General features: G+C 59.5%; 23 protein-coding genes. 10 read left to right on the top strand and 13 right to left on the bottom strand.

Translation table 11 applies throughout. The features are described 5' to 3' along the window. Window positions 1-207: 207 nt before the first annotated feature. A complete protein-coding gene (locus M0534_RS01935) occupies window positions 208-942 on the bottom strand; it encodes a hypothetical protein (RefSeq protein ID WP_248566717.1) in 735 nt (244 codons plus the stop codon). 408 nt (window positions 943-1,350) lie between these two features. On the opposite strand from M0534_RS01935, the gene M0534_RS01930 reads away from it, so the two are divergent. The 7 genes from M0534_RS01930 (at window position 1,351) to M0534_RS01900 (ending at window position 8,378) form a co-directional block, all read left to right on the top strand. Continuing rightward, window positions 1,351-4,824: an adenosylcobalamin-dependent ribonucleoside-diphosphate reductase gene (locus tag M0534_RS01930; protein WP_248566716.1), complete on the top strand. Its 3,474-nt coding sequence runs from the start codon at window positions 1,351-1,353 to the stop codon at window positions 4,822-4,824. A gap of 20 nt (window positions 4,825-4,844) precedes the next feature. Beyond that, complete coding sequence (locus M0534_RS01925) at window positions 4,845-5,561, top strand: TSCPD domain-containing protein (RefSeq protein ID WP_248566715.1); 717 nt, start codon at window positions 4,845-4,847, stop codon at window positions 5,559-5,561. A gap of 51 nt (window positions 5,562-5,612) precedes the next feature. After that, window positions 5,613-5,852: a hypothetical protein gene (locus M0534_RS01920; protein ID WP_248566714.1), complete on the top strand. Its 240-nt coding sequence runs from the start codon at window positions 5,613-5,615 to the stop codon at window positions 5,850-5,852. After that, window positions 5,849-6,046, top strand: coding sequence for a DUF2283 domain-containing protein (locus M0534_RS01915; RefSeq protein WP_248566713.1), 198 nt, complete (start codon window positions 5,849-5,851; stop codon window positions 6,044-6,046). Before M0534_RS01920 ends, M0534_RS01915 begins: the two co-directional genes overlap by 4 nt. Before the next feature lie 205 nt (window positions 6,047-6,251). Beyond that, the gene (locus M0534_RS01910) at window positions 6,252-6,485 is read left to right on the top strand and encodes a CopG family transcriptional regulator (RefSeq protein WP_248566712.1); all 234 of its coding nucleotides are present in this window, start codon (window positions 6,252-6,254) and stop codon (window positions 6,483-6,485) included. Continuing rightward, window positions 6,472-6,735: a type II toxin-antitoxin system RelE family toxin gene (locus M0534_RS01905; protein ID WP_248566711.1), complete on the top strand. Its 264-nt coding sequence runs from the start codon at window positions 6,472-6,474 to the stop codon at window positions 6,733-6,735. Before M0534_RS01910 ends, M0534_RS01905 begins: the two co-directional genes overlap by 14 nt. Before the next feature lie 2 nt (window positions 6,736-6,737). Continuing rightward, entirely contained in the window at window positions 6,738-8,378 is a 1,641-nt protein-coding gene (locus M0534_RS01900) for an SWIM zinc finger family protein (protein WP_248566710.1), read from the top strand. 391 nt (window positions 8,379-8,769) lie between these two features. Here M0534_RS01900 and M0534_RS01895 read toward each other — a convergent pair whose 3' ends face one another. The 5 genes from M0534_RS01895 to M0534_RS01875 form a co-directional block, all read right to left on the bottom strand. Next, window positions 8,770-9,867: a hypothetical protein gene (locus M0534_RS01895; RefSeq protein WP_248566709.1), complete on the bottom strand. Its 1,098-nt coding sequence runs from the start codon at window positions 9,865-9,867 to the stop codon at window positions 8,770-8,772. A 786-nt stretch (window positions 9,868-10,653) separates the two neighbouring features. Beyond that, on the bottom strand, window positions 10,654-10,941 hold the full coding sequence (locus tag M0534_RS01890) for a hypothetical protein (RefSeq protein ID WP_248566708.1): 288 nt from the start codon (window positions 10,939-10,941) through the stop codon (window positions 10,654-10,656). An 8-nt stretch (window positions 10,942-10,949) separates the two neighbouring features. Further along, window positions 10,950-12,716 carry a protein adenylyltransferase SelO gene (locus M0534_RS01885; RefSeq protein ID WP_248566707.1) on the bottom strand — a complete coding sequence of 589 codons (1,767 nt, stop codon included), beginning with the start codon at window positions 12,714-12,716 and terminating at the stop codon, window positions 10,950-10,952. A 49-nt stretch (window positions 12,717-12,765) separates the two neighbouring features. After that, complete coding sequence (locus M0534_RS01880; protein WP_248566706.1) at window positions 12,766-13,128, bottom strand: CIA30 family protein; 363 nt, start codon at window positions 13,126-13,128, stop codon at window positions 12,766-12,768. A gap of 14 nt (window positions 13,129-13,142) precedes the next feature. Continuing rightward, window positions 13,143-13,520, bottom strand: coding sequence for a DUF2237 family protein (locus tag M0534_RS01875; protein WP_248566705.1), 378 nt, complete (start codon window positions 13,518-13,520; stop codon window positions 13,143-13,145). 55 nt (window positions 13,521-13,575) lie between these two features. Between M0534_RS01875 and M0534_RS01870 the strand changes: the two genes are divergently transcribed. After that, window positions 13,576-14,148 (top strand): MarR family winged helix-turn-helix transcriptional regulator, encoded by a 573-nt coding sequence (locus M0534_RS01870; RefSeq protein ID WP_248566704.1) that lies wholly within the window; start codon window positions 13,576-13,578, stop codon window positions 14,146-14,148. Window positions 14,149-14,280: 132 nt separating this feature from the next. Then, window positions 14,281-15,072, top strand: a complete 792-nt coding sequence (locus M0534_RS01865; protein WP_248566703.1) for a DUF6522 family protein — start codon at window positions 14,281-14,283, stop codon at window positions 15,070-15,072. 168 nt (window positions 15,073-15,240) lie between these two features. Here M0534_RS01865 and M0534_RS01860 read toward each other — a convergent pair whose 3' ends face one another. From M0534_RS01860 to M0534_RS01845, 4 genes are all read right to left on the bottom strand, one after another. After that, complete coding sequence (locus M0534_RS01860; protein WP_248566702.1) at window positions 15,241-15,606, bottom strand: hypothetical protein; 366 nt, start codon at window positions 15,604-15,606, stop codon at window positions 15,241-15,243. Between the two features lie 392 nt (window positions 15,607-15,998). Further along, on the bottom strand, window positions 15,999-16,253 hold the full coding sequence (locus M0534_RS01855) for a hypothetical protein (RefSeq protein WP_248566701.1): 255 nt from the start codon (window positions 16,251-16,253) through the stop codon (window positions 15,999-16,001). A gap of 327 nt (window positions 16,254-16,580) precedes the next feature. Then, window positions 16,581-17,108, bottom strand: a complete 528-nt coding sequence (gene dps / locus M0534_RS01850) for a DNA starvation/stationary phase protection protein Dps (protein ID WP_248566700.1) — start codon at window positions 17,106-17,108, stop codon at window positions 16,581-16,583. A gap of 31 nt (window positions 17,109-17,139) precedes the next feature. Next, window positions 17,140-17,334 (bottom strand): hypothetical protein, encoded by a 195-nt coding sequence (locus tag M0534_RS01845; protein ID WP_248566699.1) that lies wholly within the window; start codon window positions 17,332-17,334, stop codon window positions 17,140-17,142. 214 nt (window positions 17,335-17,548) lie between these two features. Between M0534_RS01845 and M0534_RS01840 the strand changes: the two genes are divergently transcribed. Next, the gene (locus M0534_RS01840; RefSeq protein ID WP_248566698.1) at window positions 17,549-18,019 is read left to right on the top strand and encodes a MarR family winged helix-turn-helix transcriptional regulator; all 471 of its coding nucleotides are present in this window, start codon (window positions 17,549-17,551) and stop codon (window positions 18,017-18,019) included. Window positions 18,020-18,122: 103 nt separating this feature from the next. Here M0534_RS01840 and M0534_RS01835 read toward each other — a convergent pair whose 3' ends face one another. The 3 genes from M0534_RS01835 to M0534_RS01825 form a co-directional block, all read right to left on the bottom strand. Then, entirely contained in the window at window positions 18,123-19,484 is a 1,362-nt protein-coding gene (locus M0534_RS01835) for a hypothetical protein (RefSeq protein WP_248566697.1), read from the bottom strand. Window positions 19,485-20,462: 978 nt separating this feature from the next. Next, window positions 20,463-21,125 (bottom strand): Fe2+-dependent dioxygenase, encoded by a 663-nt coding sequence (locus M0534_RS01830; protein WP_248566696.1) that lies wholly within the window; start codon window positions 21,123-21,125, stop codon window positions 20,463-20,465. A gap of 152 nt (window positions 21,126-21,277) precedes the next feature. Further along, on the bottom strand, window positions 21,278-22,972 hold the full coding sequence (locus M0534_RS01825; protein WP_248566695.1) for an amidohydrolase: 1,695 nt from the start codon (window positions 22,970-22,972) through the stop codon (window positions 21,278-21,280). Between the last annotated feature and the right edge of the window lie 24 nt (window positions 22,973-22,996).

The following is a 22,996-nucleotide window of genomic DNA, read 5'->3' as shown; positions in this document are numbered from 1 at the left end:
GCCGGGTGTTACGTAGATAGGCCGCGCCGGATTCCGTTCTCTTTCCGGTGTGTCGGCCCCGACGCATGTCTGGGGTAAGCCATGTCCCGCTCCGCGACGCCGCGAACCTAGTGCCGTTTATCCGTTGGCCGATGAGTGAAAAACTGACCGAGGCGCCGGGGGCGCCTCAGTGACGCGATTTAGACCTGCTGCGGCTGTCATGACGGTCTACGGTCGGCATTGCCCCGAGAGGACATAGGTATCCACATCTCCGTGGATCGCTTCCTCGTCGTAAGGTCCGCCCTTCGGCCCGTAGGCGCTGTCCTTGGCGTGGGCTTCTGCGATCTTTGAGATCACGCAGCCGCGGAAGCGCCCGTTCGTCCCCTTGTATTCCTGATTGAAGTACGCATTGGCAACCGCGGGCGGTGCCGGGTATTCCACGTCGATGACTTCGAACAGGTCGAACTCGAACGGCTCGAAGTCAAAGGCTTCGGTTGTGCTGCCGCTGCGCAGGCTGATGAGCAGGCCGTAGGATCCTGGAGCGGCGACTGTCCAGTCAAATGTATAGCTGTCCGGACAACCGCTCAGACCCGCGGAGCCTGTTCCGGAATTATGGATTTCCAGGTTGTCACCATCTGGCAGTGGTGTGGCCGAAACGACGATTCGTTGTACGTTGCTGTTGACGCAGTTCCCCTGCGAGTTTCTCGCGTCGATCTCAAGCTCCACCGCAACGTTGGCGGGAAAGCTCTCCACAAACATGGTCCCGCTTGGTTTCAGCACCTGGACGTCGATATCTGACGCCGACGCAGCCTGGCTTGCGAGCAGACCGGCAAGAAGCAGCCCCCCGAACCCCACCAATTGACGTTTTTGCATTGTTCGTTTTCTCCGTTCAATCGCTTGGCGCGAAAGAGCCCGTTCGACAAGGTGTACGGCGTCGTCGCCCAGCGTGTCGTTATCGTCCAAGTCCTCGCCACGACGGCGATTCCCCATTGCCCATGGCCAGCACTGGTCATCGGTTCGATTTATATGGCACGTTACCCAAGGCTTGTCGACAAAAATTTGTCGCGTTATTAAAACTGTCGTGATTTAGCAACGAATCGATTGTCGGTATGCCAGGCCGGCGCTTCGCGCCGGCCCCCAACATCTTGTGTCTCTTGCCCTTCTTGAACCCCATCACAAAAAGCCGTTCCGGGCCGTTGACTTCAATCCACTGCGGTCTATCATGAGGGAAAACACCCCAACATATTGGGTGTAACAAGAACAGCACGTTTATATATTGTGTTTTTCCAGTGCATCGCCTGTGGGCACCCTGTGGATAAGCAGGGCAAGTCACTGACCTATCGCCATTCCGACCGAGGGAGACGCCCGGACATGACCACCGCCACTGCAAAGACGCTGCCGGCCAACGCTGCGGAGATAGAAATCCAGAGTGCCTCGATGGACATCTGGGACAAGAAATACCGGCTCAAGGCCAAGGACGGTCGCGTCATCGACGAGACCGTCGACCACACCTGGCGACGGGTGGCCGAGGCGCTGGCCGAGGTGGAAACCACCGAGGAACTGCGCCGCGAGTGGTACGGCAAGTTCCTCTGGGCGCTGCGTCACGGCGCGATTCCGGCCGGCCGCATCACGTCCAATGCCGGCGCTCAGGAACACAAGCCTGCGACCAGCACCATCAACTGCACGGTCTCCGGCACCATCGGCGACTCGATGGACGACATCCTGCAGAAGGTCCACGAGGCGGGGCTGACGCTGAAGGCGGGTTGTGTGGCCCCCGAGACCACGGTTGTTACCGAACACGGTGCCGTGACCGCCGAGCGGGCGGTTAGGGAGCGGCACGGCATGATGCTCTGCTATGACCGCGATAGTGGTGCCTTCGAGATGCGTCGCATCGAAAAGCACATGGTGACGCGTGTGCCCCGCAGCGAAAATATCGCCATTCGGTCTGCCGGTACCGTGCTGAAGACCTCGGTCAAGCATCCGGTTCTGGTCTACCGTAACGAACGGCTGGCCTACGTTCGGGCCGACGAAGTCGCCGAGACGGACGGGCTCGTCCATCACGCGTTTGCCTGGGCGGCAGATAATGCGTCTGCTGGCCAGGCATGGTTTGCCGGTGCGCACCTTGGCGACGGCAGTGCCTATGCCAAGCAGTTCACCTACAAGCCGAGTCGCACGGCCTGGGCTCGCCGGGCCAGCGCCGCTGGTCAGCGCCTGATTTTCAAGATCCGTGCGGCAGAACGGGAAGTGGTGGAACGGTATGCCGCGTTTTTCCGCGGATTCTGCGGTTCCACGGCGCAGGTTGTGGAATCGGCGACACCGAACGGCACCGCTGTCTGGGATTACACGGTATCGAGTTTCGAAGCCAGCCGGGCGGCGGAGTTGATCGATGATCAGGTCGGTTGCAAGACCGCGACCCTGCACGTACCCCGTTGGGTGGCCGAACGGCCGGATCAGTATTTCCTGCCGTTCCTGGCGGGGCTGATTGATACCGATGGCACGGTCAGTCGGGAGCGGGGCAGCGTCACGATCGCGACCCAGAATTCGGCATTTGCCGAGGAGTTGAAGCACCTCTTGGGCCTGTTCGGAGTGCATGGCGGGGTGACGCATCGGAAGCCGCGCAGCCACGTCTACAACGGCAACACCATCCGTGACAGCGGTGGCGTCTCACTGAAGATCTCGGATTCCTCGTTCCTGCGAGTGATTTCGTCGTTCATGGCCGATAGCGGCAAGCGGAATCGCATTCGTGAACATGCGAGCCAGGCCGGACAGTACGATATGTACTGTTTACCCGGCGTCCTGACCCAGGCCCTGGAGGGCGAGGTCAAGGGCCTCGGTCACGCCGAGCGGCAGCGCCTTGGTTTCTATCATGGCTACCATCGCAAGACTGTCATCAGCCGGGTCTGGCTGGACCGTTGGCTCGAACGTTTTCCGCACCTGGCTGGACAAATCTCTCTCGCGCGGACGTTGCGACCGGTGGAATCGGTAGAGAAAGGCCTCGATATCGGCGAGACCTTCTACGACTTCACCGTCGAAAGGCACAACAACTACCTCGCCGGTGAGGGTGGCCTGATGGTCATCCACAATTGCGGCATTGGCTATGAATTTTCGACCCTGCGGCATCGCGGCGCCTATGTCTCCGGCGCCGGCGCTTACACCTCGGGCTCGCTGTCGTTCATGGATATCTACGACAAGATGTGCTTTACGGTGTCTTCGGCCGGCGGCCGCCGTGGCGCGCAGATGGCGACCTTCGACGTCGGCCATCCGGACGTCATGGACTTCATCCGCGCCAAGCGAGAGGACGGCCGCCTGCGGCAGTTCAACCTGAGCCTGCTGATCACCGACGAGTTCATGAAGGCGGTGGACCAGGACGCGGACTGGCCGCTGGTGTTCCCGCTGTCGCCGAAGGAAGTGGAAACCGACGGCATCGATCTGGATGACACCAGCCTGGTGCAGTGGCGGGAATGGCCGAGCCGCGACGGTTATGTCAGCAACGAGGAAGGCCTGGTTGCCTGTCGCATCCAGCGCACCGTCAAGGCGCGCCGGCTGTGGGACATGATCATGACCTCCACCTACGACTTCGCCGAACCCGGGTTCATCCTCATCGACCGCGTCAACGAGATGAACAACAACTGGTTCTGCGAAAACATCCGCGCCACCAACCCCTGCGGCGAACAGCCATTGCCGCCCTACGGCGCCTGCCTGCTCGGTTCGGTCAACCTGACCAAGTTCGTGCGCGACCCGTTCACGCCCAAGGCCTGGTTCGACTGGGACGAGTACCGGGAAGTGGTCTCGGTGTTTACCCGCATGCTGGACAACGTGGTGGAGATCAACGGCCTGCCGCTGCCGCAGCAGCGCGCCGAAATCGAACGCAAGCGCCGCCACGGCATGGGCTTCCTGGGCCTGGGCAGCACCGTCACGATGATGGGCATGCAGTACGGCGACGAGCGTTCGGTGGCCTTCACCGAGGAAGTCGCCAAGCAGATGGCCCTGGTGGGCTGGCAGACTGGCGTGCAACTGGCCGAGGAAAAGGGCCCGGCGCCGATCATGGACGAGGACTACACGGTCACCAAGGAAATGCTGGCCCAGCGCCCGGAAATGGCGAAGGACGGCTACAAGGAAGGCGACACGATCAAGGGACGGGTGCTGCTGGCGAAATACAGCCGCTACATGCAGCGCGTCGCCGAGGTGGATTCGGCTGTCATCGATGCAATCGCCGAGAAGGGCTGCCGCTTCACCCACCACAGCTCCATCGCGCCCACCGGCACGATCTCGCTGTCGCTGGCCAATAACGCCAGCAACGGCATCGAGCCGAGCTTTGCGCATCACTATTTCCGCAACGTGATCCGCGAGGGCAAGAAGTCGAAGGAAAAGGTGGACGTGTTCTCCTTCGAGCTGCTGGCCTACCGCACCTTCATTGATGCCGATGCCAAGCCGTACCCGGAGGAGGGCGAGAGCGCGCTGCCGGACTACTTCATCACCGCCGATGACATCACGCCCAAGCAGCATGTGGACATCCAGGCGGCGGCGCAGAAGTGGGTGGATTCCTCGATCTCGAAGACGGCCAACGTGCCCACCGAGTATCCCTACGAGGACTTCAAGGACATCTACCGCTACGCCTACGAGAAGGGCCTGAAGGGCTGCACCACGTTCCGCTTCAACCCGGAGGCCTTCCAGGGCGTGCTGGTCAAGGAAAGTGACCTGGACAACACCACCTACCGCTTCGAATTGTCCGACGGCACCAAGGTGGAGGCCAAGGGCGGCGACGAGATCGAGTACGACGGCGAGATTCACACCGCCGCCAACCTGTTCGACGCCCTGAAAGAAGGCTACTACGGCAAATTCTGATTCCGCACGAGGTAAATGACATGGCCATCAAGATAGACAGCAAGATCGTCGGCTACGAAGTGGTCAAGGACGTGGCGGAACAGACCGGTTCCGCCGAAGCGGTCCCCACCGAGGCCGCCAACGCCCCCGACATCGAGCACATGAGTGAGCTGCTGCAGCGCCCGGAATACCTGGAGGGCAGCACCTACAAGGTGAAGACGCCGCTCTCCGAGCATGCGCTGTACGTCACCATCAACGACATGGTGCTGAACGAGGGCACCGACCACGAGCTGCGCCGGCCCTTCGAGATCTTCATCAACTCGAAGAACATGGACCACTTCCAGTGGATCGTCGCACTCACCCGCATCGTCTCGGCGGTGTTCCGCAAGGGCGGCGACTGCACCTTCCTGGCCGAAGAGCTGAAGGCGGTGTTCGACCCCCGCGGCGGCTACTTCAAGAAGGGCGGCAAGTTCATGCCCTCGCTGGTGGCCGAAATCGGTGATGTCATCGAACGCCACCTGCGCAAGATCGGCATGATCGACGACGAGCTGGACCACCACCAGAAGACCTTCATCGAACAGAAAAAGGCCGAACTGCGTGGCGAGGTCGAATTCGCCGAGGAAGGCAACGCCGCCAGCGACACCGCCACCGAATTCCCCGAAAGCGCCACTCTCTGCGCCAAGTGCAACACCAAGGCCGCGGTGATGATGGATGGCTGCATGACCTGTTTGAATTGTGGGGACAGCAAGTGCGGCTAGACTGAGGCAGAAACCAGGAGCGATGCCGGAACAGGGAGGTGCTGGCATCCAATGAAAGTGACACGTTATTTTGAAGCCATGCGTGCTCGCCCTGACCGGTCCAGCATCAAGCTGGGCTGGATCGAGCGAGTGGTTAGTAAGCCTGATCGCGAGCGTATTCAGGCTGATGGCCGGATCCGTCGATGGGGACAAATCCCTGAAGCGGATAATCGTTGGCTTCGCGTCGTGCTCCTGGCCGATGGTGAAACAGTCCATAACGCTTTTTTTGACCGACGAGGTGGGCAGGGATGAAGGTCCAATACTTTCAGGATACGGACACGCTCTATATCGAGCTGCGAGCGAGCGAAATCGTGGAAACGCGAGACCTCGACCCAAACACCCTGCTGGACGTTGACAAGGACGGAAACATTTGCGCTATCACGCTTGAGCATGCCAGTGAGCGGACGGATATACCGCATTTCACGTTTGAGCAGGTGGCGGCCTGAATGACGCGGCATGGCAGTGATGCAGTGTCTGGTTGATGACGGGAGCGGCCGCCGCCGCAGAGTGATTCAGAGAGCCCCGACACCGGGAGGTGGGGCGGGGTAGAACCCCTCGATCGGACGAAGTCATGATGTTCCCTTCTGCGCGTTTGACGCTTTGACGTCATGATGCCAGGCTCCTTGCTGTTCTCGGATTCTGGACCTGGCCATGAGCGAACCCTCTAAGCGTTCCACGGTTTACTTCGATCCGCAGTTACATGCGGCGTTAAGGCTTAAGGCCGCCCACACGCACCGCTCGATCTCTGACCTTGTCAACGACGCTGTTCGTGCCGCCTTGGCCGAGGATCAGGAAGACCTCGCGGCATTCGACGAACGGGTGTCCGAGCCGACGATGAGCTATGAAGCGCTGCTCGAGGACCTGAAGGTGCATGGCAAGCTATGAGCTCGTCTTCAGGAAATCGGTCGCGAAGGATCTTCGGCCGATTCCCAACATGGACGTCGCCCGCATCCTTCGGCGCATCGAGGAACTGCGGGAAAATCCCCGTCCGGCTGGCAGCGAAAAGCTCTCCGGGCAGGAGCGCTATCGGATTCGGCAGGGCGTGTACCGGATCATCTATGAGGTAAGGGATCCGTTGCCGGTCGTGACGGTCGTGAAGGTTGCTCACCGAAAGCACGCGTACGAGCGCAGGTGATCATGCCGATTCTGGACGAACCAATGCTGGTGGACCTTGCCGGAGAGGCGGCCATTGAGCGCGGCGTCGGCTATTTCCGCGACGGGCTGGTGACCTTGTCGGAACGGTCGAATACCGGTTTCGTTGCGGACGCTCGGGGCACGGCCCGCTATCGGCTCTGGTACCGGGAGGATGAGGGCGAGCCGCAGTGGAATTGCAGTTGTCCGGCCGCCGCCGATGGCAGTTTCTGCAAGCACCTGGTGGCAGCCAGCCTGATCTGGCTGGACGGGGATGGTTCGACGCCTGCGGATGCCCCGAAAGATGATCTGTTGTCCTTGCTGCGCCGCCAACCGGCGGCGCAGTTGGCCAACTGGTTGCACGAGGCGGCGATGGACGACCCCGGACTAGCCAGGAGCCTGCGGCTGCGACTCGCCAGTGACCCCGCTGAGCTCAAGCAGGCACTGGCGGCGATGCTGCGCGTCAGAGGGTTCCTGGATTACCGCCGCAGCCTGGATTTCGGTGAGCGCTTGCACGAGCCGCTGACCATGCTCGACGGCCTGCTTGGTCGGAATCCGCAGCAATGTTTCCACCTTGCTGCATACGCGGTGGAGCGCCTGCTACGGATTTACCGCAATGCCGATGATTCGGCTGGCACCATCGGCGAGGGCATTTTCGCGTTCGCGACGCTCCATGCCCGCGCTGCCGAGGCCGCTCGCCCGGATGGGTTGAAGCTGGCCAGGGCGCTGCATGGGCTGAAGCGGCACGACGACTGGGGGCTGTTCCCGCTGGACGCCTACTGGCCTGTGCTGGGCGAGCGGGGCCAGGCGGATTACGCCAGGCGTGTCGAACGCGAGTACAAGTCCCTGGCGCAACCAGCAGAGCGCGGGGTGACCGCCAGTGCCCGCGATGGCAGCGAGTTTTCGGTGGTGAGCCGGTACGAGGAACTGAGCCGGGTCCGCGGAGATTTCGATGCCTTGCTAGCGGTGCTCAGTCGCGACCTGTCCTCGGGTTACGCCTTCGAGCGGATCGTGGCGGCCTGTCGGGACTTCGGGCATGATGCGCTGGCACTGCAATGGGCCGAGCGCGGCCTGAAAGCCCATCCGGACCGGTCGGGTATGCGCGTTCTTGCCGCCGAGGAGTTCCAGCGGGCGGGCTTGACGGACGAGGCTCGGCGACTGCTGTGGGACGATTTCGTCGGCCACCCCGACGGTATGTCCTGGAGCCGCTTGAAGGATAGTGCGGGCGAAAACTGGCCGGCCTTGCGTGGCGAGGCGTTGGATGTGGTGGCCGGCCGGGAACGTCGCCTGGAAGATGGGCGCCATGATGCCAGCCTGCGGCTGACCTTGCTGATGCTGGATGAGGATTTCGACGCGGCCCGGCAACTCGCAGCCGCGCAAGCGGCAAGCCCCGATGTGCTCGTCTCGCTCGCGCGCCGAATCCGTCGGACGCATCCCGTTGATGCCGCCGGCATGCTACGGTGTGCGGCGGACTTGAAGCTGCCTGATGCCAACGCCAACACCTATGCGAAATTGGTGCCGCTGATGCGTGATGCGGTCTCCCTCGCGCCGGGTGAAACCACGGACACCTGGATCAGCGGCATACGAGACCGTTACCGCGCCCGTCGCAAACTGATGCGGCTGATGGATGAAGCAGGCCTGGCCTGATAGCGAAATCTTGGCGAAATCCGATCTGCGAAATCTGGGACGAAATCTGGGACACCCACAGATTTTTCTTTCGGTTGCGCCAGTGACGTTCGGTATTCATCGAGATGCCCAGATCTTTGGCGAGCTCCCGGATGCTCTTATCGGACGACTGGAATGTAGGCCCGGATCTTCGGTGTTGGCGTCGCGTTAGTGTACAGGCGAATGTTCAACGTCGGACCTCCCCGTCGCCTCTGAATAACCTATAAAAGTCTGATAAAGCTACGATAATCGTTGATTTTTGGGGCGCCAGATCGCCAGTTTTGGCAAAGTAAGGAAGTTCAAAGACGTTCAGGACACTCATAAGTTTTCCGCCAAGTCAGGCTTCGGCGGAAATCTATGGATGTCTCAGCCCTCACCGCAGGACGAACTGGTTGAAGTTAATGAAGAATCTCTTGGCCACAGGGGTTGCGCAGCCGTGTCGCGAGTAAAATAAACGAGCATCGTTTTGACCTGAGCCCTCGGCTTCCATGCCAGCCACCATGCCCTGCTCTCCAGCTCTCGCGCCGTCGACGAATGCTTGATCGCGTCCTCGGCTACCTCGTCGGTGCGCCTCAAGCATAGGCCCCATTAGGATGCTCAGCGCATCAGTTGTGCCCAACGTTGTTAGCGTCGTCAACGCAGGTGCCGAGACTGCAATGTTGCAAGCGTGATCGCCTTCTGCGTGGTAAAACATCGTTGCAAAGCTAAGTAAATATAGGCCGTGGTCGGCGGGGATGAACCGTTGTGTATTTCCGGAGTAGATGGCTTCGATCAGTTGTGACCTCGCGTATCCGTCGCTACGGAAGGCTGCCGGAGTATCGCGCTGGCGCGTTTGGTCATTGCGCTCCTGCTTCGTACTATCGCCTTCTTCGCTCGCCTGAGTCTCTGCAGCCTGTTTTTTCTCCTCGGCCTGTTTTTCCTGCGCGCCTTGCTCCCAAAAAGCACGGATCTCACTCATCACTGCATCGACGTTCCCTTCGGGAACAGATTCGAATCCTGCCCAGTTTTTAACCTCGCCTCCGGAAATTGATGCATTTATTAATTCCGCCATTTCTGATTTTCCGGAAACCGGTCTGCCCGCTCCAAAGTGGAAATAAAATGAGTTTGATGTTGCAACGAAAGGCCAGTATTCTTTTAGTTCTGATAGCCCCCTGTCAACTATTGCGATATGAAAAAGCTGGTCGTTAGATTCGATTTTTTTAACATCCTCGATCGTGCTCCACTCTTTTCCGCTCTGGTTAGCATAGGCAACTCGTGTAGAGTCCGATGAGACTTCTATAATCAAAAGGATAATTTCATCATTTCTATTAATGAATACATGACGTCCGTTTTGGAATATTTCGTTTATTTCGACGCTTGGTTCTGCGTCAAGTAATGAGGAATCGCCTAGCCAGCAACCGGAAAACGCGAACGGCATCGTGACCAACAGGGAGGCCCGGGCAGATTTCTTTAAAACAGATAGAATTGACATGGCTTTTCTTCCTTCTCAATAGACGCAACCCAAATAATTGCCCTTTCCACTGTGTTCTGATGCGCGCAGCCATACAGAGGGCATGGTTAAACTGCAAAAAAAATGCCGTCAATAAAAAGGTTTGAAAATACAGTATTCTGCGTTTCGTGATTGGTCGCCTTCCTGAGTGTTTACGAAGTCCTGAGGTGGTTTTGTAAAGAGTGTCGACACGAAAAATCGGGGACACCCACAGATTTGCGGGCAGCGCTGCATCTGCTGGCTGAGAGCCCGCCCGGAGCCCAAGGACACCCTCAGATTGTTCTAATGCGGCTGATGGATGAGGCGGCTCTGGGCCGATGGTCCTGCCGCCTTGCGCGGACTGCTCATTAAGGAAACACTGATTTATTCCCGCGCCCGCGTTGGAGTCCGCATTTTTTTCCGAGGCAAGACGTGCTGTGCAGCGCCGCAGCGGTTCTGCGGTCACGCAGCGCAACACAGCAATCGGGAAAATGCGGCCCAACCCGAAGGGCCCGGCCGGTTTTGGCCCCTGGCGGCGTTGCGCCACCGGCCCGGTAGCTCTGGCTACCGAACCGGCACCGCGCCTTGCCAGATGACCAAAACCGGTCTCGGGCGCAGGCGCGCGAATTAATCAGTGTTTCCCTAGCGCCAGCCCGGTTACCAGTGCGGCGGCACCTGGAAAGGCGCAAGGCACTGATACCGGGCCGGAAAATCTGTGTGTGGTGGCCGGATCTGCACGCTTTCGGGCGAGGATGAACCGGGTGATCCATTCCCGCCCCAAAGAGATCATCAGCTCTCCCGGACGGTCAGGCGTTGCATGCGTTCGTATCCGGATCGGGTGACCAGTACCAGATGCGTCGTGCCCCGGTAGATGCGGCCGTCTGTCTTCAGCGATTCGATCAGCGCAGGATGGGAGGCGGCGGGCAGGTAGAAATAATCCTGCCCTTCACGCAATTCGGCGCGGCATCGCTTGAAAAGCCGGAAGGCCGTGCCCTTGGCGAAGCCGTTCAGGCCGTCGATCTGACGGAAGCTGAGCGTCTGCACACCGTCGTGTTCGATGGGGTCTGTCGCCTTCACATTTTTCCCTAGGACGAGCAACTCATCTGTGAGATCCCGCCGGCGTTGAAATATTCCGGCGGTTTCAGCCTGTAATAGCGCTCTTCCACCGCTTTCGATTGCTCGGCGTACGGTTGGGTCATGATGTCCTGCAGTTCGCGAATCAGCGAATAGTCGCCGGCGGCGGCCTGCTCGTAGGCGGGCGCGAGCAACCATTCCCGCAGCGTGTACTTCGGGTTGACGCGTTTCATCGCGGCCGAGATATCGGCCTGTGTCCTGCCCGGTTCGGCGGCGATTCCATTCGTGGTGCCGAGTCCCAGTCGTGAGCGCCATGCCTCAAGCCATACCGACCAGAGCTGATCACGGACCCCGGCGTCCATCGACTGGCCCCCGCGCGCCTGCCGGGGCAGGTCGTCATAGAAGCTCTTTTTCAGCGGTTCGATATCCGCGGGCAGGTTGGATAGTTCACGGAAGAACACGGTGTAGTCCACCGGCGTTCGGATCATGAGCGCCATGAGCGTTTCGAAAAGCTCCGGATCGAAGGCTGGCAGCCCGAGTTTTGCGGCCCACATGCGTTCCATCTTTTCCCGCATGACGTCGGGGAAGCCCTCCTCGATCTCGTCCAGTGCGGCCGATTGTTTGGTATCCGTTCCGATCAGGGGCCGCAGTGTTGAACAGAACGTGCGGAAGTTGTGCTCTGCGGCGATGGGTTGGGCGAAGAACGAGAAATGCCTCCCGCCGCCGGTCCAGGGTTGGTAGTACGGATCGAACATGTCGCAGAAGCCGAACGGCCCGTAATCCAGCGTGAAGCCGCCGACGGCGCAGTTGTCGCTGTTGAAGTTGCCCTGGCAATAGCCGACGCGGATCCAGTTGGCCACCAGCGATGCGAACCGCTCGCGGAAGGCGCGGGCAAAGGCGATCAGCTGGTCTTCAGAGTTCAGGGACGCGTCGATGGTGTCGGCGTATTCCCGTTCGGTGGCATGCGAGAGGAGTTTGCGCAGTTCCTCTGCGGAGCGCGCATGGGACTGATTCCGTGCACGACGACTGAACAGTTCGAGGGTTCCGATACGCAGGAATGAGGGCGCGACGCGTGTCGTGATCGCCACGGGTTCCGACACCAGTTGATCCGGATCGACGGAGGTGCTCCCAGGGGCATACCAGGGGCGTTCGGCCCGTTCCGTTCTGGAGACATACAGGCAGAGGGACCGCGATGTTGGAACACCGAGGGCGTGCATGTGCTCCTGTGCCAGAAATTCGCGCACACTGGATCGCAACACGGCACGGCCGTCTGCGCCGCGGCAGTAGGGTGTCCGGCCCGCCCCCTTGAGCTGCATTTCCCAACGGTTCCCGCGAATGACCGCTTCCAGCACGGAAATGGCGCGGCCGTCGCCATAGCCGTTGCCGGTCTGAAACGGGCACTGCCTGGTGTATTCGGTGCCGAAGATGGACAGCGCGTAGCCGCAGGCCCAGCCGGTCTTTCGCATGCCCTCCGGCACCGCCGCCAGATCGCCAGAAAACAGGCGCATGAACGGGCCGGAACGCGCGAGCTTGTCGCTCAAGCCCAGCTCCTGGAACAGGCCGTGACCGTGGGCCACGTAATCCGGGTCGCCAAGCGGGGTCGGTCTCACGGGCACATAGTGTCCGGAGAACACCTGCCTCGGGGCGTGATCGACGCCGTCCGACCTGGCGTCGGGATCGCAGTCCAGTGAACGCAACAGCGAGAAGTCGGCAAGTCTTGCCAGGTCTTCCAGCGTCTCGATGTCTGACCGCTTTACGGTCGAAGCGCTTGTTGCCATGGCGGCTCCCTGATGTCTTCTGCCTGATCCGGTGTTGGTGATCGGCTGATTACGGTGATGGCGCCCGAGGCCGAACAGGGCAGGGCCGAAGTCCGGTTTCCTGGTTGCTTGAGTAGGCCGTAATTTCCCGCAGGAGCATTGTGAACGGGCCGGCTCGCCGGTTCGAGATGAACAGGCTCGGTGAGGCGATGCGGCTCCTGTCGAGGGGCGCTGCTTCGGGCGGGACTCGACCGCGCTGGGTGGCCACGAACTCGTCGAACGGAAGATCGGTGATCTGCCAGTCGCCGGCCTGCTGATCGACGGCTTCAAGGTCACCGCGGGATCGACCAACCATGACCGGGTCGGCGATGGATTGCCAATGCAGGTCGCTGTGCGTGCCGAAGGTGGCAACGCGTGCCATTGTTGGGGTCATGGTCAGGGCCTGCCTCAGTCGGGACTGATTGCGTGCCGCTCCAGCGCGGAGCGTTCGATCACGGCCAGTGTCTCTTCATGGGTGGCGGCGAGATCAACCGGTGGCGCCACGCCGGCCCGATAGGCTTCCAGCCAGCGGGCCGCGCACAGACACCAGCGATCGCCGGGCTTGAGGCCGGGAAAGTCAGCCTCTGGAAACGGCGTCGTGAGATCGTTGCCTCGACTGCGGGAGAAGGCCAGGAACTCGGCGGTGACCATTGCGCAAACGGTGTGCACGCCGTGGTCGGCGTAACCGCTATTGCAGCATCCATCCCGGAAAAAGCCGGTCACAGGATTCAGACCGCAGGGTTTTAGCGGGTCGCCCAGCACATTGGTGGATGCGAATTTCTGCATGCGAGATCTGATCCCGTTGCTTGCAAACTAGTATCGAATCGATACTATACCGGATATGGCCAACGACAAAACACAGCGCGTTCAATTCATGGCTGCGGCATTGCGGCACATTGTTCGGCGGAACGAGGCAGCCTTTCCGGCGGACGACCTCACACCGCTCCAATGGGCTGCATTGCAGTTTTTCGGCATGGCCAACAGCTTGTCACGCACGGTCTCCGGGTTCGCCTCTTACAACGCCACCTCCCGCGGTACGGCGTCACAAGTCATCAAGCAGTTGGAGTCGCGGGGCTACATCCGTCGGCTGCAATCTCCCGACGACGGGCGCAGCGCCGAAATTCGGTTGACTGTGGCCGGGGAGCGAATGCTGGATCAGATTCGTGGCGGCGGCCTGACCGATGCCATTGCCAAGCTCGCCGAGGCGGACCGGCAGGTGCTTGGTCGAGTGGTCCAGCACTTGCTCGATCAGGGTGCGGATGGCTGGGATGGAGTGAGCGTCGGTACGTGTCGGGATTGTCGTTGTCTCGAGCAGGGCGGCAACTCCGCTCCGCTTTGTCGGCGCATGGATCGGCCGCTGGGGCGTGATGAGCTTGATGCGGTCTGCGTGATTCACGAACCCTCGGTGCCCTGATTGAGCGACGCGGCGATCGTGCGTCAGAAGCTGGTTTGTCCTATATAGTTTCGAATCGAAAATAAATTGCCGGTAATGGGGCGGACGACGAAACGGGGTAACCGTTGTGCACCCCGGGAAGGAGGTCAGATTATGCGAGCCTTGCCAGCTTCTGTTTTCTCCGGTTTTCCGAATGAGATTACTGTCGATGCTTCGTTTGTCGCCGAGCGGCTTGGCTTTTCCGAAAACGAGCTAAGGCAGGCGATGCGTACCGGTCGGGTTACCGCGACCGTTGAGCATGGTGTGGCAGATGACGACGGCAGAGCGCGAGTCAGTTTTCGTGCGGGCACGAAGCTATGGTCTGGTGTCATTGAACCGGATGGTAGCGCCTATGAACTGGAGACGGATCTGGTGTTGGATCGCGTCCCGCGCCACTCACCGCGGCCGGGATTGCGGCGGGAAACCAGATTATCGGAGACCGCCTTGACCCTGAATCGGATGCGATTGCTGGTTCGCTCCATCCTGCTCCAGCATGTTGGGGAAACCGGGTATGTCAGCGAATCCGAGCTACAGGATCAACTCGCCACGGTCATGTCGGCGGTCGAACCGAAGTTGCCACGTCGCGCACTGGCAATCCTGATGCATGAGGATCAACGGGCAGGGCGGCCGTTTCTGGCCTCGCTGGTAAAAGCCGATTCCGAAGAGGGGCCCTGGGAAGGGTTCATGGAGGCCGCGAGGCGCTGCAGGCCGGGCGGGAAACGCTGCCCGACCGGTGACGATGGGGGTGCGTTCTGGCGTGCGGAGGCCGAAAAAGCGCGCGAATTTTACGGATTGGTGGGCGAAACCGCGGGCGCAGTGCGTTCGTATCGGCCGCGGCACTCTCGCGGCCAGTATGCGGCGACGTCCCGGCGTGGGGCTTCGATGGATAATCAAGGACAGCAATAGATTGGCGATGATGCGCGGTGCTCTGGGTTCGTTGATTGAACCGGGTCACGATCTGCCGTGACTCGCCAAATAACGGGGCGATCGGTACCGGGTACTCGCGGAAATTTGATTACACCCGGTTCCCGGCGATGAAGCGGTTGGCTCGCGGGCACAGTAGTATTCCGCGAGCTACTTCGATCTGGTCGAGCTACCGTGTTGTACGACCTCCAGCGGTGCGTAGTGACCGAGGGTCATCGTAACGTCCACGTCGTCTCCGGCTATCTCCTTCAGTTCCCGCTCCAACCCCAGCAGTTTGGAGAGTGGTGCCGTTGCATAGAATACACGGCGCATGCCGCGGAAACTGCGGCCTACAAGCGGAACGGAGCGCCATACCAACGCGCGTCGGATGGGCCGATCCGCCTGCACCGGCGCCAATATACAAACGCGCATGACAGGCTCTGAAAGCTCCGGCGTTGCCCGGAAACGGATAGCCATTTCCCCGGCAACGAATTGGCCGGGTAGATAGGCGTGGATTTTTTCCACCGCCTTGTTCATTGATGACTCGCACTCCGCAAGAACCCGAATTCCGGAATTGGTTTCCTCAATCCTGACACCAGGAAGCCCGCGGAAAAGGACTGGAACGAGACCGTGGGTAACATGCTCGATACCTCCGCGCCCCTTATTCATGTTTCGCTCAAGGACATATGCCATATCAAGTCACCAAAAACCGAAATTAATCGGATTCCAAATGCCACTCGAAAAGTAAGAATGTGTTTTCTAATCCCCTGTCTTTTAGTTGAAGGCGTGACACGACTAAAAAACCCGCCCCTGGACGGTGGTGCGTACTTGCTCCGGTGGCAAAGTGCAGGCACCTCACTCCAGTGTACGCTCAATCCCTAATCGGGCGGGGACCGCGGTCCCCGCCCCCGTTTTCCTAGGATTTCTCCTCAGAGCCCCGGCGCTCCCGCTTCTCTGCGCGCTTCTGCTTCAAAGTACTCTTCGGCTGCTTCTTCGGTTTTTCCTTGCTCATGATCATCCTCGCACTTTGGCCACCGGAAATTCGGCTGCCGCGGATCCGCTTCTTTTGTGGCCGAAAATCGACAATACGCTTGTGCGGCAGGAAAATACTCCAAGGGAAAATCCTCCTTACACAAAAACTGGATGGTCGCTATCAAAAACGAAAAGAAAGCCACTTCAGTCACTTGGTTCCGCAAAAAAGGCAGCACCCAAACATTCGGAGCGCTGCCTTTTTTATTTCATTAATGGCCCAACCATAACTCAGAAGAATAAATAAGCAAGCCTCTGAGTCCGGATGTGGTTTGCGGTGTCAGCAAATGGCTGGGGACCGCGGTCCAAAACGGCACCTGGAACTCGACTCGTCCGGCCCGTGCGACGTTTCGGGCAACTCAATCTCCCGAAGGTGACGGTTCGGACCTTGTTCCGGGCACGTGGCCTCGTGAAGGTGCTCGCCGGGTTCAGTGCCGGACGGTCAGGCCGCTCCTGCACCTCGTTGGTTTTTGACGCCCAGATCAGGTCTGTGTCCTCAGATGGGCCTCCACCAGCCACAGTTGCTGGTCGATGTCACGGCTGATCTCTGTAAAAAGATCTGATGTTCCCATGTCTCCCGCATCTTCGGCGCGAGGGATTGCTTCGCGCACCGAACGCCCGAATGAGGCGAGGGCGCTGGATAACGCCTCGACATGCGTGGTTCCGCCAACGGCATCCGCGGGGTAGCTGGGAAGCCGGGAATGCTTCGCTGCGGCAGCTGCTGTTCCAACAGCTATGCCACCGAGGGCCGTTACGCGTTCCGCGAGAGTGTCGACGTGGCTCTGGATTTGCTGGAAGACCTTATCAAATAGCGCGTGAAGCGCTATGAAGTTCGGCCCGCTCACGTTCCAGTGTGCCTGGCGTGCCTGCGTTTCCAGGTCCACGGCGTCGGCCAGACATTGGTTGAGCAGGTCGATCATCGGCCTGCGCACATTCACGGCCAGGCTGTTGTGCGTGAAGAGTTCCCTAGGAGGAACCTGTCGCGTGCTGGTGCGTTTTTCAGGTGCCATATCTGTCAGTCTCCAATCAAGGTCAGGCGCTTCAATAGCGGGCGACCGCGTCGCTCGCCGGAAAGGTATCGAGGAGACGGCGATCCCAGGTGTCCCACTCGCGCGAGCGCGGGTGGTTCTCCCGGGTCGTCGACCCGCGGAGGGCGGCCGGTTTCGCGGCAAATTTTTCGGCAGACCGCGTCGGTTCCACCAGATTGGAATCCCCGAATTCATTCAGTAATTGCATAAACCTACACCTCTTCCCAGGAAATCTCCTGCGTGCCTGAGCCAGCAAGGCAGCCTTTCGGCTGCCCCATAAAGCTGGCAGAAAAGCTATCTAGAAAGCAATAATAGCCAACTTATCCCTTGCAAGCAAGCTTTCTTGTGTTTTATATTGCTTGCATCATACTTGGCAGTGATTGACTTGCCTTATGCCGACTGCTCGCTACCACGTAGAAGACATGCTCTTGCGCACCGCTCGCCACTGGCCAGAAGCGGACACGAGTGTCACCAAGCTGGTTAATCGACTGTTCAGACTGCGTGACTTGATTCTGGAAGAGTCGGCTAGGGAGATGGCCCGTTTTGAGCTGTCGCCGGTGGAGTTCGCTGTCCTATCATCCTTGCGTAAGCTCGCCCCGCCTCGCGAGATGCGCCCATCGGAGTTATACAACGCGATGGTCGTCACCTCTGGCGGAATGACCAAGATCCTCAAGAACCTGGAGACCCGACAACTGGTCAAGCGCCTTCCGGATCCTACGGATGGCAGGAGTGTTCGAATCCGTCTGTCCGAGTCAGGCGCGACTCTTATTGAAGAGGCCTTGGCAACTGTTCAGGCGTCCCAAGCCGCAATGCTGGCCAAGGCAGCCGACTCGTCGGCGGTCGCCAGGCTGGCGGACAGCCTGGCCGCGTTTACCTCGACATTGGACCGGTGAAAACGGAGGGTTAAGGAAACACGGATTTATTCGCACGCCGGCGTTGGAGTCCGCTTTTTTTCCGAGGCAAGGCGCGCTGCGCAGTGCCGCAGTCGTTCTGTGGTCAAGCAGGCGTCGGCCAGTTTGCTTCCCGGGCTTCGCACTGGGTAATGCCGCGTCCCGACAGGGCCACGCGCCACCGCTGTGCCCTGGCTACCGGATCGCCGGGATTGGAGCACACAAGCAACAATGTACATCCGTGCTGCCGCTCGATCTCATGCACTCGAATTTCGGTGTCCGCAGTCCCCTCGTTTACCTGCGCAAATAGCCGATTCTGGCCACCTTCGATCAGTTCGCACAGGGGCTCCAGATCCAGTTTTAGAACCTCCTGGACATGGTCCTGCCCCAATACCTCCGGGTTCAGGGTCAACCGTGTCTTGTAGAGTATGGCCTGCATACCCTCGCTGGTCTGTCCCCTGCCAGCATTGCGTTGGACATCGATAGGAAGGCGTGTCGGCGGCGGGTAGTCGAACCATGTCAATTGCGTAGCCACCTCGTCACCCGTCAGTGGCTTCAAGATGCGCGTCCTCGCGGTAGGCCTACCCTTGCGTATCCAACCGGTGATGCGGCTTATCATGTCGTAGTTCAGATAGTCCTGAACCGCGTGCATTAGTGCGATCACGAGCAGCACGGTAATCGTCAACCTGTCCACCGCCCTGATTGTGTGAAATATGAGCAAAGTGAACAGTGTCGTGATCACCATCGCATAGAGCCCCCTTACCGTTTTGTATGTGGTGTCCCATATCGCGGTGGTTTGAGCTTTCATGACGACGGGGGTTTGCAGCAAACCGTTATACATCGCCATCCGGTTCCAGATCTGGCTCGGCGAGCCCTGGAAATCTGGCAGATATCCTTGGCGCTCTCTGTGCTGGCGCTCCGCATCCAGAAAGGCCCGCACCTGTTCATTGTCAAGTTTCCTGCCATCGCCATCCTTCACTTTTGTCGCACATTCCAGGAAGAACTGTTCCGAATACCAGGAAAAATAGATGTCCATTCGTCTGAAGTACGCCAGCTGCGCATTGCTCTCCGGGGGCGACTGCCGCAGCCTGCGCGCGAGGTTTTCGCTGAGTTTCAGTGCGCGCCTGATGATCTCCTCGGGATTCTCGCAGTGCTCGAATCGCCGACGAAGTTGATCCATGGAGGCTTGGTAACGGGACAGCCATGTCCCGCACAGCACCTCGTAATAGGGTGAAAGAAGGGAAATCGAGGCATTTTCCAGCGTCGTCTTGTCCTCGGCTGGCAAGCCGAGTAGACGAAAGCCGTGAAGCCAGTTCGCCGGTAGCGTTTTCGTCCCACCAATGGCGCGTTCAAGGGTCTCACGATCATGGGGCGTAAACAGATAGAGGGTGATCTCATACTCGCCCGCCTGCTGTAGATTTCGCTCGAGGTGGAGGGAGCGCTTTCCTTTGCGTCTTAGCGTGAACACCGCTTATATCCTCGTGGAATCTTGCCCCGTTCAGGGGAATAAAAAATCAAAAATCTAGAAAAAATCAAAAATCTAGGACACCCGCAGATTCTCGTTCGTGACCGGGTTGTCTCGATTGTCAGGATCTCACAGAGTTTATTCAGCCTTCCCCTGGAACTGCCGAACAATCATGGATACCTCTCGACTCGCCGTGCAAGGCACGAATTGGTCTTCACGTTGCTAGTTGCGGTGATGTTTGTAAGGGGCGTCCGTCGAGCGCAGTAGAAGAAGTGCAGGTGGTTATGCCGATTCTGAACCAATGTTGATGGAACTCGCCGGGGAAGCTGCCTTCGTGCGCGGCGTAGGCTATCTCCGCGACGCCCTGGTGAGCGTGTCGGAACAGTCGGAAACCGGCTTTGCGGCGCACGCTGGCGGCCCGGCTCGCTACCGGCTTTCGTGGGTTCTCCCCAGATTGGCGACCATGCACGGTGTTCAACTTTCGTCCTTTGAGCCGGAGCGGAACCTCCTACGCCTCGCCAATTGGCTGGCTCAATCTGATGTCGCCCGGTGGTGGGGCGATCGGGAACGGATACTCGAGGAATTTCGAATACACCTGGTTTCACTGAGGCGCTCATCAATCTCGATTAGCGGCCTGTCGGCTTCGTCTGCTGGCAGGTCCCGACACGACAAGAGCTGCACGAGGCAGGCCTCGTGACCTGCCTGCTGACCTCGTCGATATCGACACCAGGATCGGCGGGCCTGATGCGCTGGGTCTGGGCATCGGTCCGTCGGCGCTGGGCCAGGTCCTTGCCAGGCTCCAGGGTGAACGGGGTCGGATCGCGGGATTGGCCACGGCCACAGATAATGCCCGTGCGCTCAGGGCATTCGAAAAGGCCGGTTTTCGCCGCTTTCGTGATTTCCATGAAGTCGGTTGCGAGATGCGTTACCCCGTTCAGACGCTGGAAAATTTGAGAAACGGATGTAGTCGCGACCGCAGCGTCAGGTGTCTGACCACATCCGTAGCAGGTTCGCCAGCGCGTTGGAAACGGAGTCGAACTCACCGCTTTTTCCATCCCTCTTGAATAGGCTCCTGCGTGCCATATCCAGCTCGAAGATGAGTTCGCGGCGTGCCGCGTCACGAATGTAGCTTTGGCACCAGTTCACGGCACCGAGGCGGGTACCCCGTGTTACCGGTTCGACACGATGGAGCGTCGTTGACGGGTATATGACCATGTTTCCCGCCGCGAGCTTTGCTGAGCGCTCGTCTCCGCCCAGTTCAATAACCAGTTCACCGCCGTCGTATGAATCAGGGTCCGAGAGAAAAAGCGTCATCGAGATGTCGGAGCGAACACCTTGGCAGATTGGATCGTCCACGTGACGCCCGTAGCCCATCCCCGTTTCGTAACGGTTGAAGCGGAATGGTTGGAGAACCTTCGGCCAGGCCGCGATCTGAAAAAATGCATTGTCGAGCACGGCCTGGCGAATGCATTCGGCGAGTTCGGCGTGCAGTGCGCTCTGTTCGTCAAGTTGCAGATTGTTCTTTACGCTACCCACTTGCTCGCTTGCCGTCAGCCTGCCATCGACAAAAGGCGCGCTGGCGAGAGACTCCCGAATGCTCGCCAGGGATTCGGAAGACAGAACGTTGGGTATAGATAGGATCATGATCCGCGCCGATTCATCGTCCGCCTAAGTGCCTCAACATGACAGTAGCCCTCGCACCATCGGAAACTCCTGCGGCCATGGCGACGTATCGAAATCGAAGGAAAGCCGGTGTCTCGTGGCCGTGAATTTGCTACGGCCACGGGCGGACGACTTCACATGACAATGCGACTCAGGAATTCGAACTGCTCGTCGATGCCCGCGTACTGCGGCTCTTCCCCCTCGTGAACGATCTTGCCGTCCACGATAGTCAAAACCGACCGGATGCTTCGCATCCGCTCCTCCGGTACGGTCAGGAAGTTCTCGCTCAACACGGCCAAGTCCGCGATCTTGCCCTCGTCGAACGTGCCGAGAAGTTGATCGTCGAACGACTGGAAAGCGCTACCTTGGGTGAATAGTCGAAGCGCATCCATGCGGGATATGGTCTGGCCAGCGTTTTCGGGTTCGCCGTGTACGTTGATGCCTGTGGTCATGTAAAAAAGCATGAGCCATGGGTTGTTCGGAGCGAAGTTGCTTCCGTCCGTTCCAATGCCTATGTCGACCCCCGAATTCAGGATTTGGCGGAATGACGGGCCCGCACCGCGATTTAGCAAGTCCAGGTAACGCTCATTCTCCAGATTGACGCCGACTCCCAACTGCCTGAGTAATTCGAGTTGATCGTCTCGCGTCTCGAAAACATGGATAAGCTGCCACCGCAGATCGTCGATCTGCTGATCCATGCTGATCATCTGGAAAGCCTGAATTTGTTCGTCGACTTGTGAGAAGAAGTCGGTATGGTTTTGCATTTTCCAGCCGTGCTCGGCTATGACCCGAGCAACCGGTTCGAAGGTGGTTGGGATCTCGGAACGAACCCCGATGGTTTCGCCGAAACCGCCGGCACGGAACATTTCATCGCCCATTTCCCGGAACATGTTCTGCACACGTTCCTCCACGGTCTCCGGGGACCCTGAGGGCAAATACAGCCGATGCCGGACTTTCAGACGCCCCTGACGGTGCAGTTCTAGTGGAATCTCCCGGAAGAAGGGCTGGGTTCCGCCACCGAGTGCATCAAGCACGGTCGTAACGCCGAGGCTTAGGGTCCAGGCATTGTTGTCGAAATTTTGCCGGAGCCGTTGTTCCAGGGTCTGTTCTGCCTGTAGCGCCGAAAAGGCAGGTCCTTCGGGGAGTTCGCCCGTGACCTCGTCCACGGAGATGCCTCTGTCCGTGAAGAACGCCTGACCGAGGCTGTTCGTGACGGCGCCAGTTGGGTTGCGACCTGCGACGCCGGCGACGAACACGGGATGATCCGGTGCAGCCTCGTCCAGGTGCGCCTTGGTGGGTCGCACCGGGGGATCCCACTGGGTGTGATTCCAGCCCCGACGGCAGGTAATGAACTCTCCGGCTGGGACTGTCGGTGTCCGGCGGGAAATCTTCTCCTGAAACTCTTGCAGGGATAGAGCAGACTCGATCGTGCGAACTTCGTAGCCGGGATTGTTGCCGGCACGAATATGGTGCACGTGCCCATTGACCAAACCCGGAATCACCATGCGCCCCTGCAAGTTGATGACCTGGGCATCTGGACCTAGTGCGCGTAACTGTCCAACCTCGGTGATGCGTCCGTTCTTGATTGTCAGTGCTGAGCCCACGTGTCCGCGAGCATCGACAAAGTTGCCGTTAATCAGGCCAAGATCGCCGGTACCCTCGCCCGAACGACCCGGAGGCCCGCCGCGCTGACTACCCACAGTACGTGCGGACACGCTTGACGGGATTCCTAGTAGGGTTGCGCCTCCTGCCAATGTGGCCGCACCGGCGCCCTTGAGCAGATTGCGGCGTGAGATTCCACGACCGCGTCTTTCGTTTTCGGTGGTCATGACTTTGCCTCCCGTGACCAAGCG

It is taken from the genome of Methylonatrum kenyense (assembly GCF_023195885.1).
Classification (GTDB): Bacteria; Pseudomonadota; Gammaproteobacteria; order Nitrococcales; family Aquisalimonadaceae; genus Methylonatrum; species Methylonatrum kenyense.
This window is presented reverse-complemented; position numbering and strand designations above follow the sequence as displayed.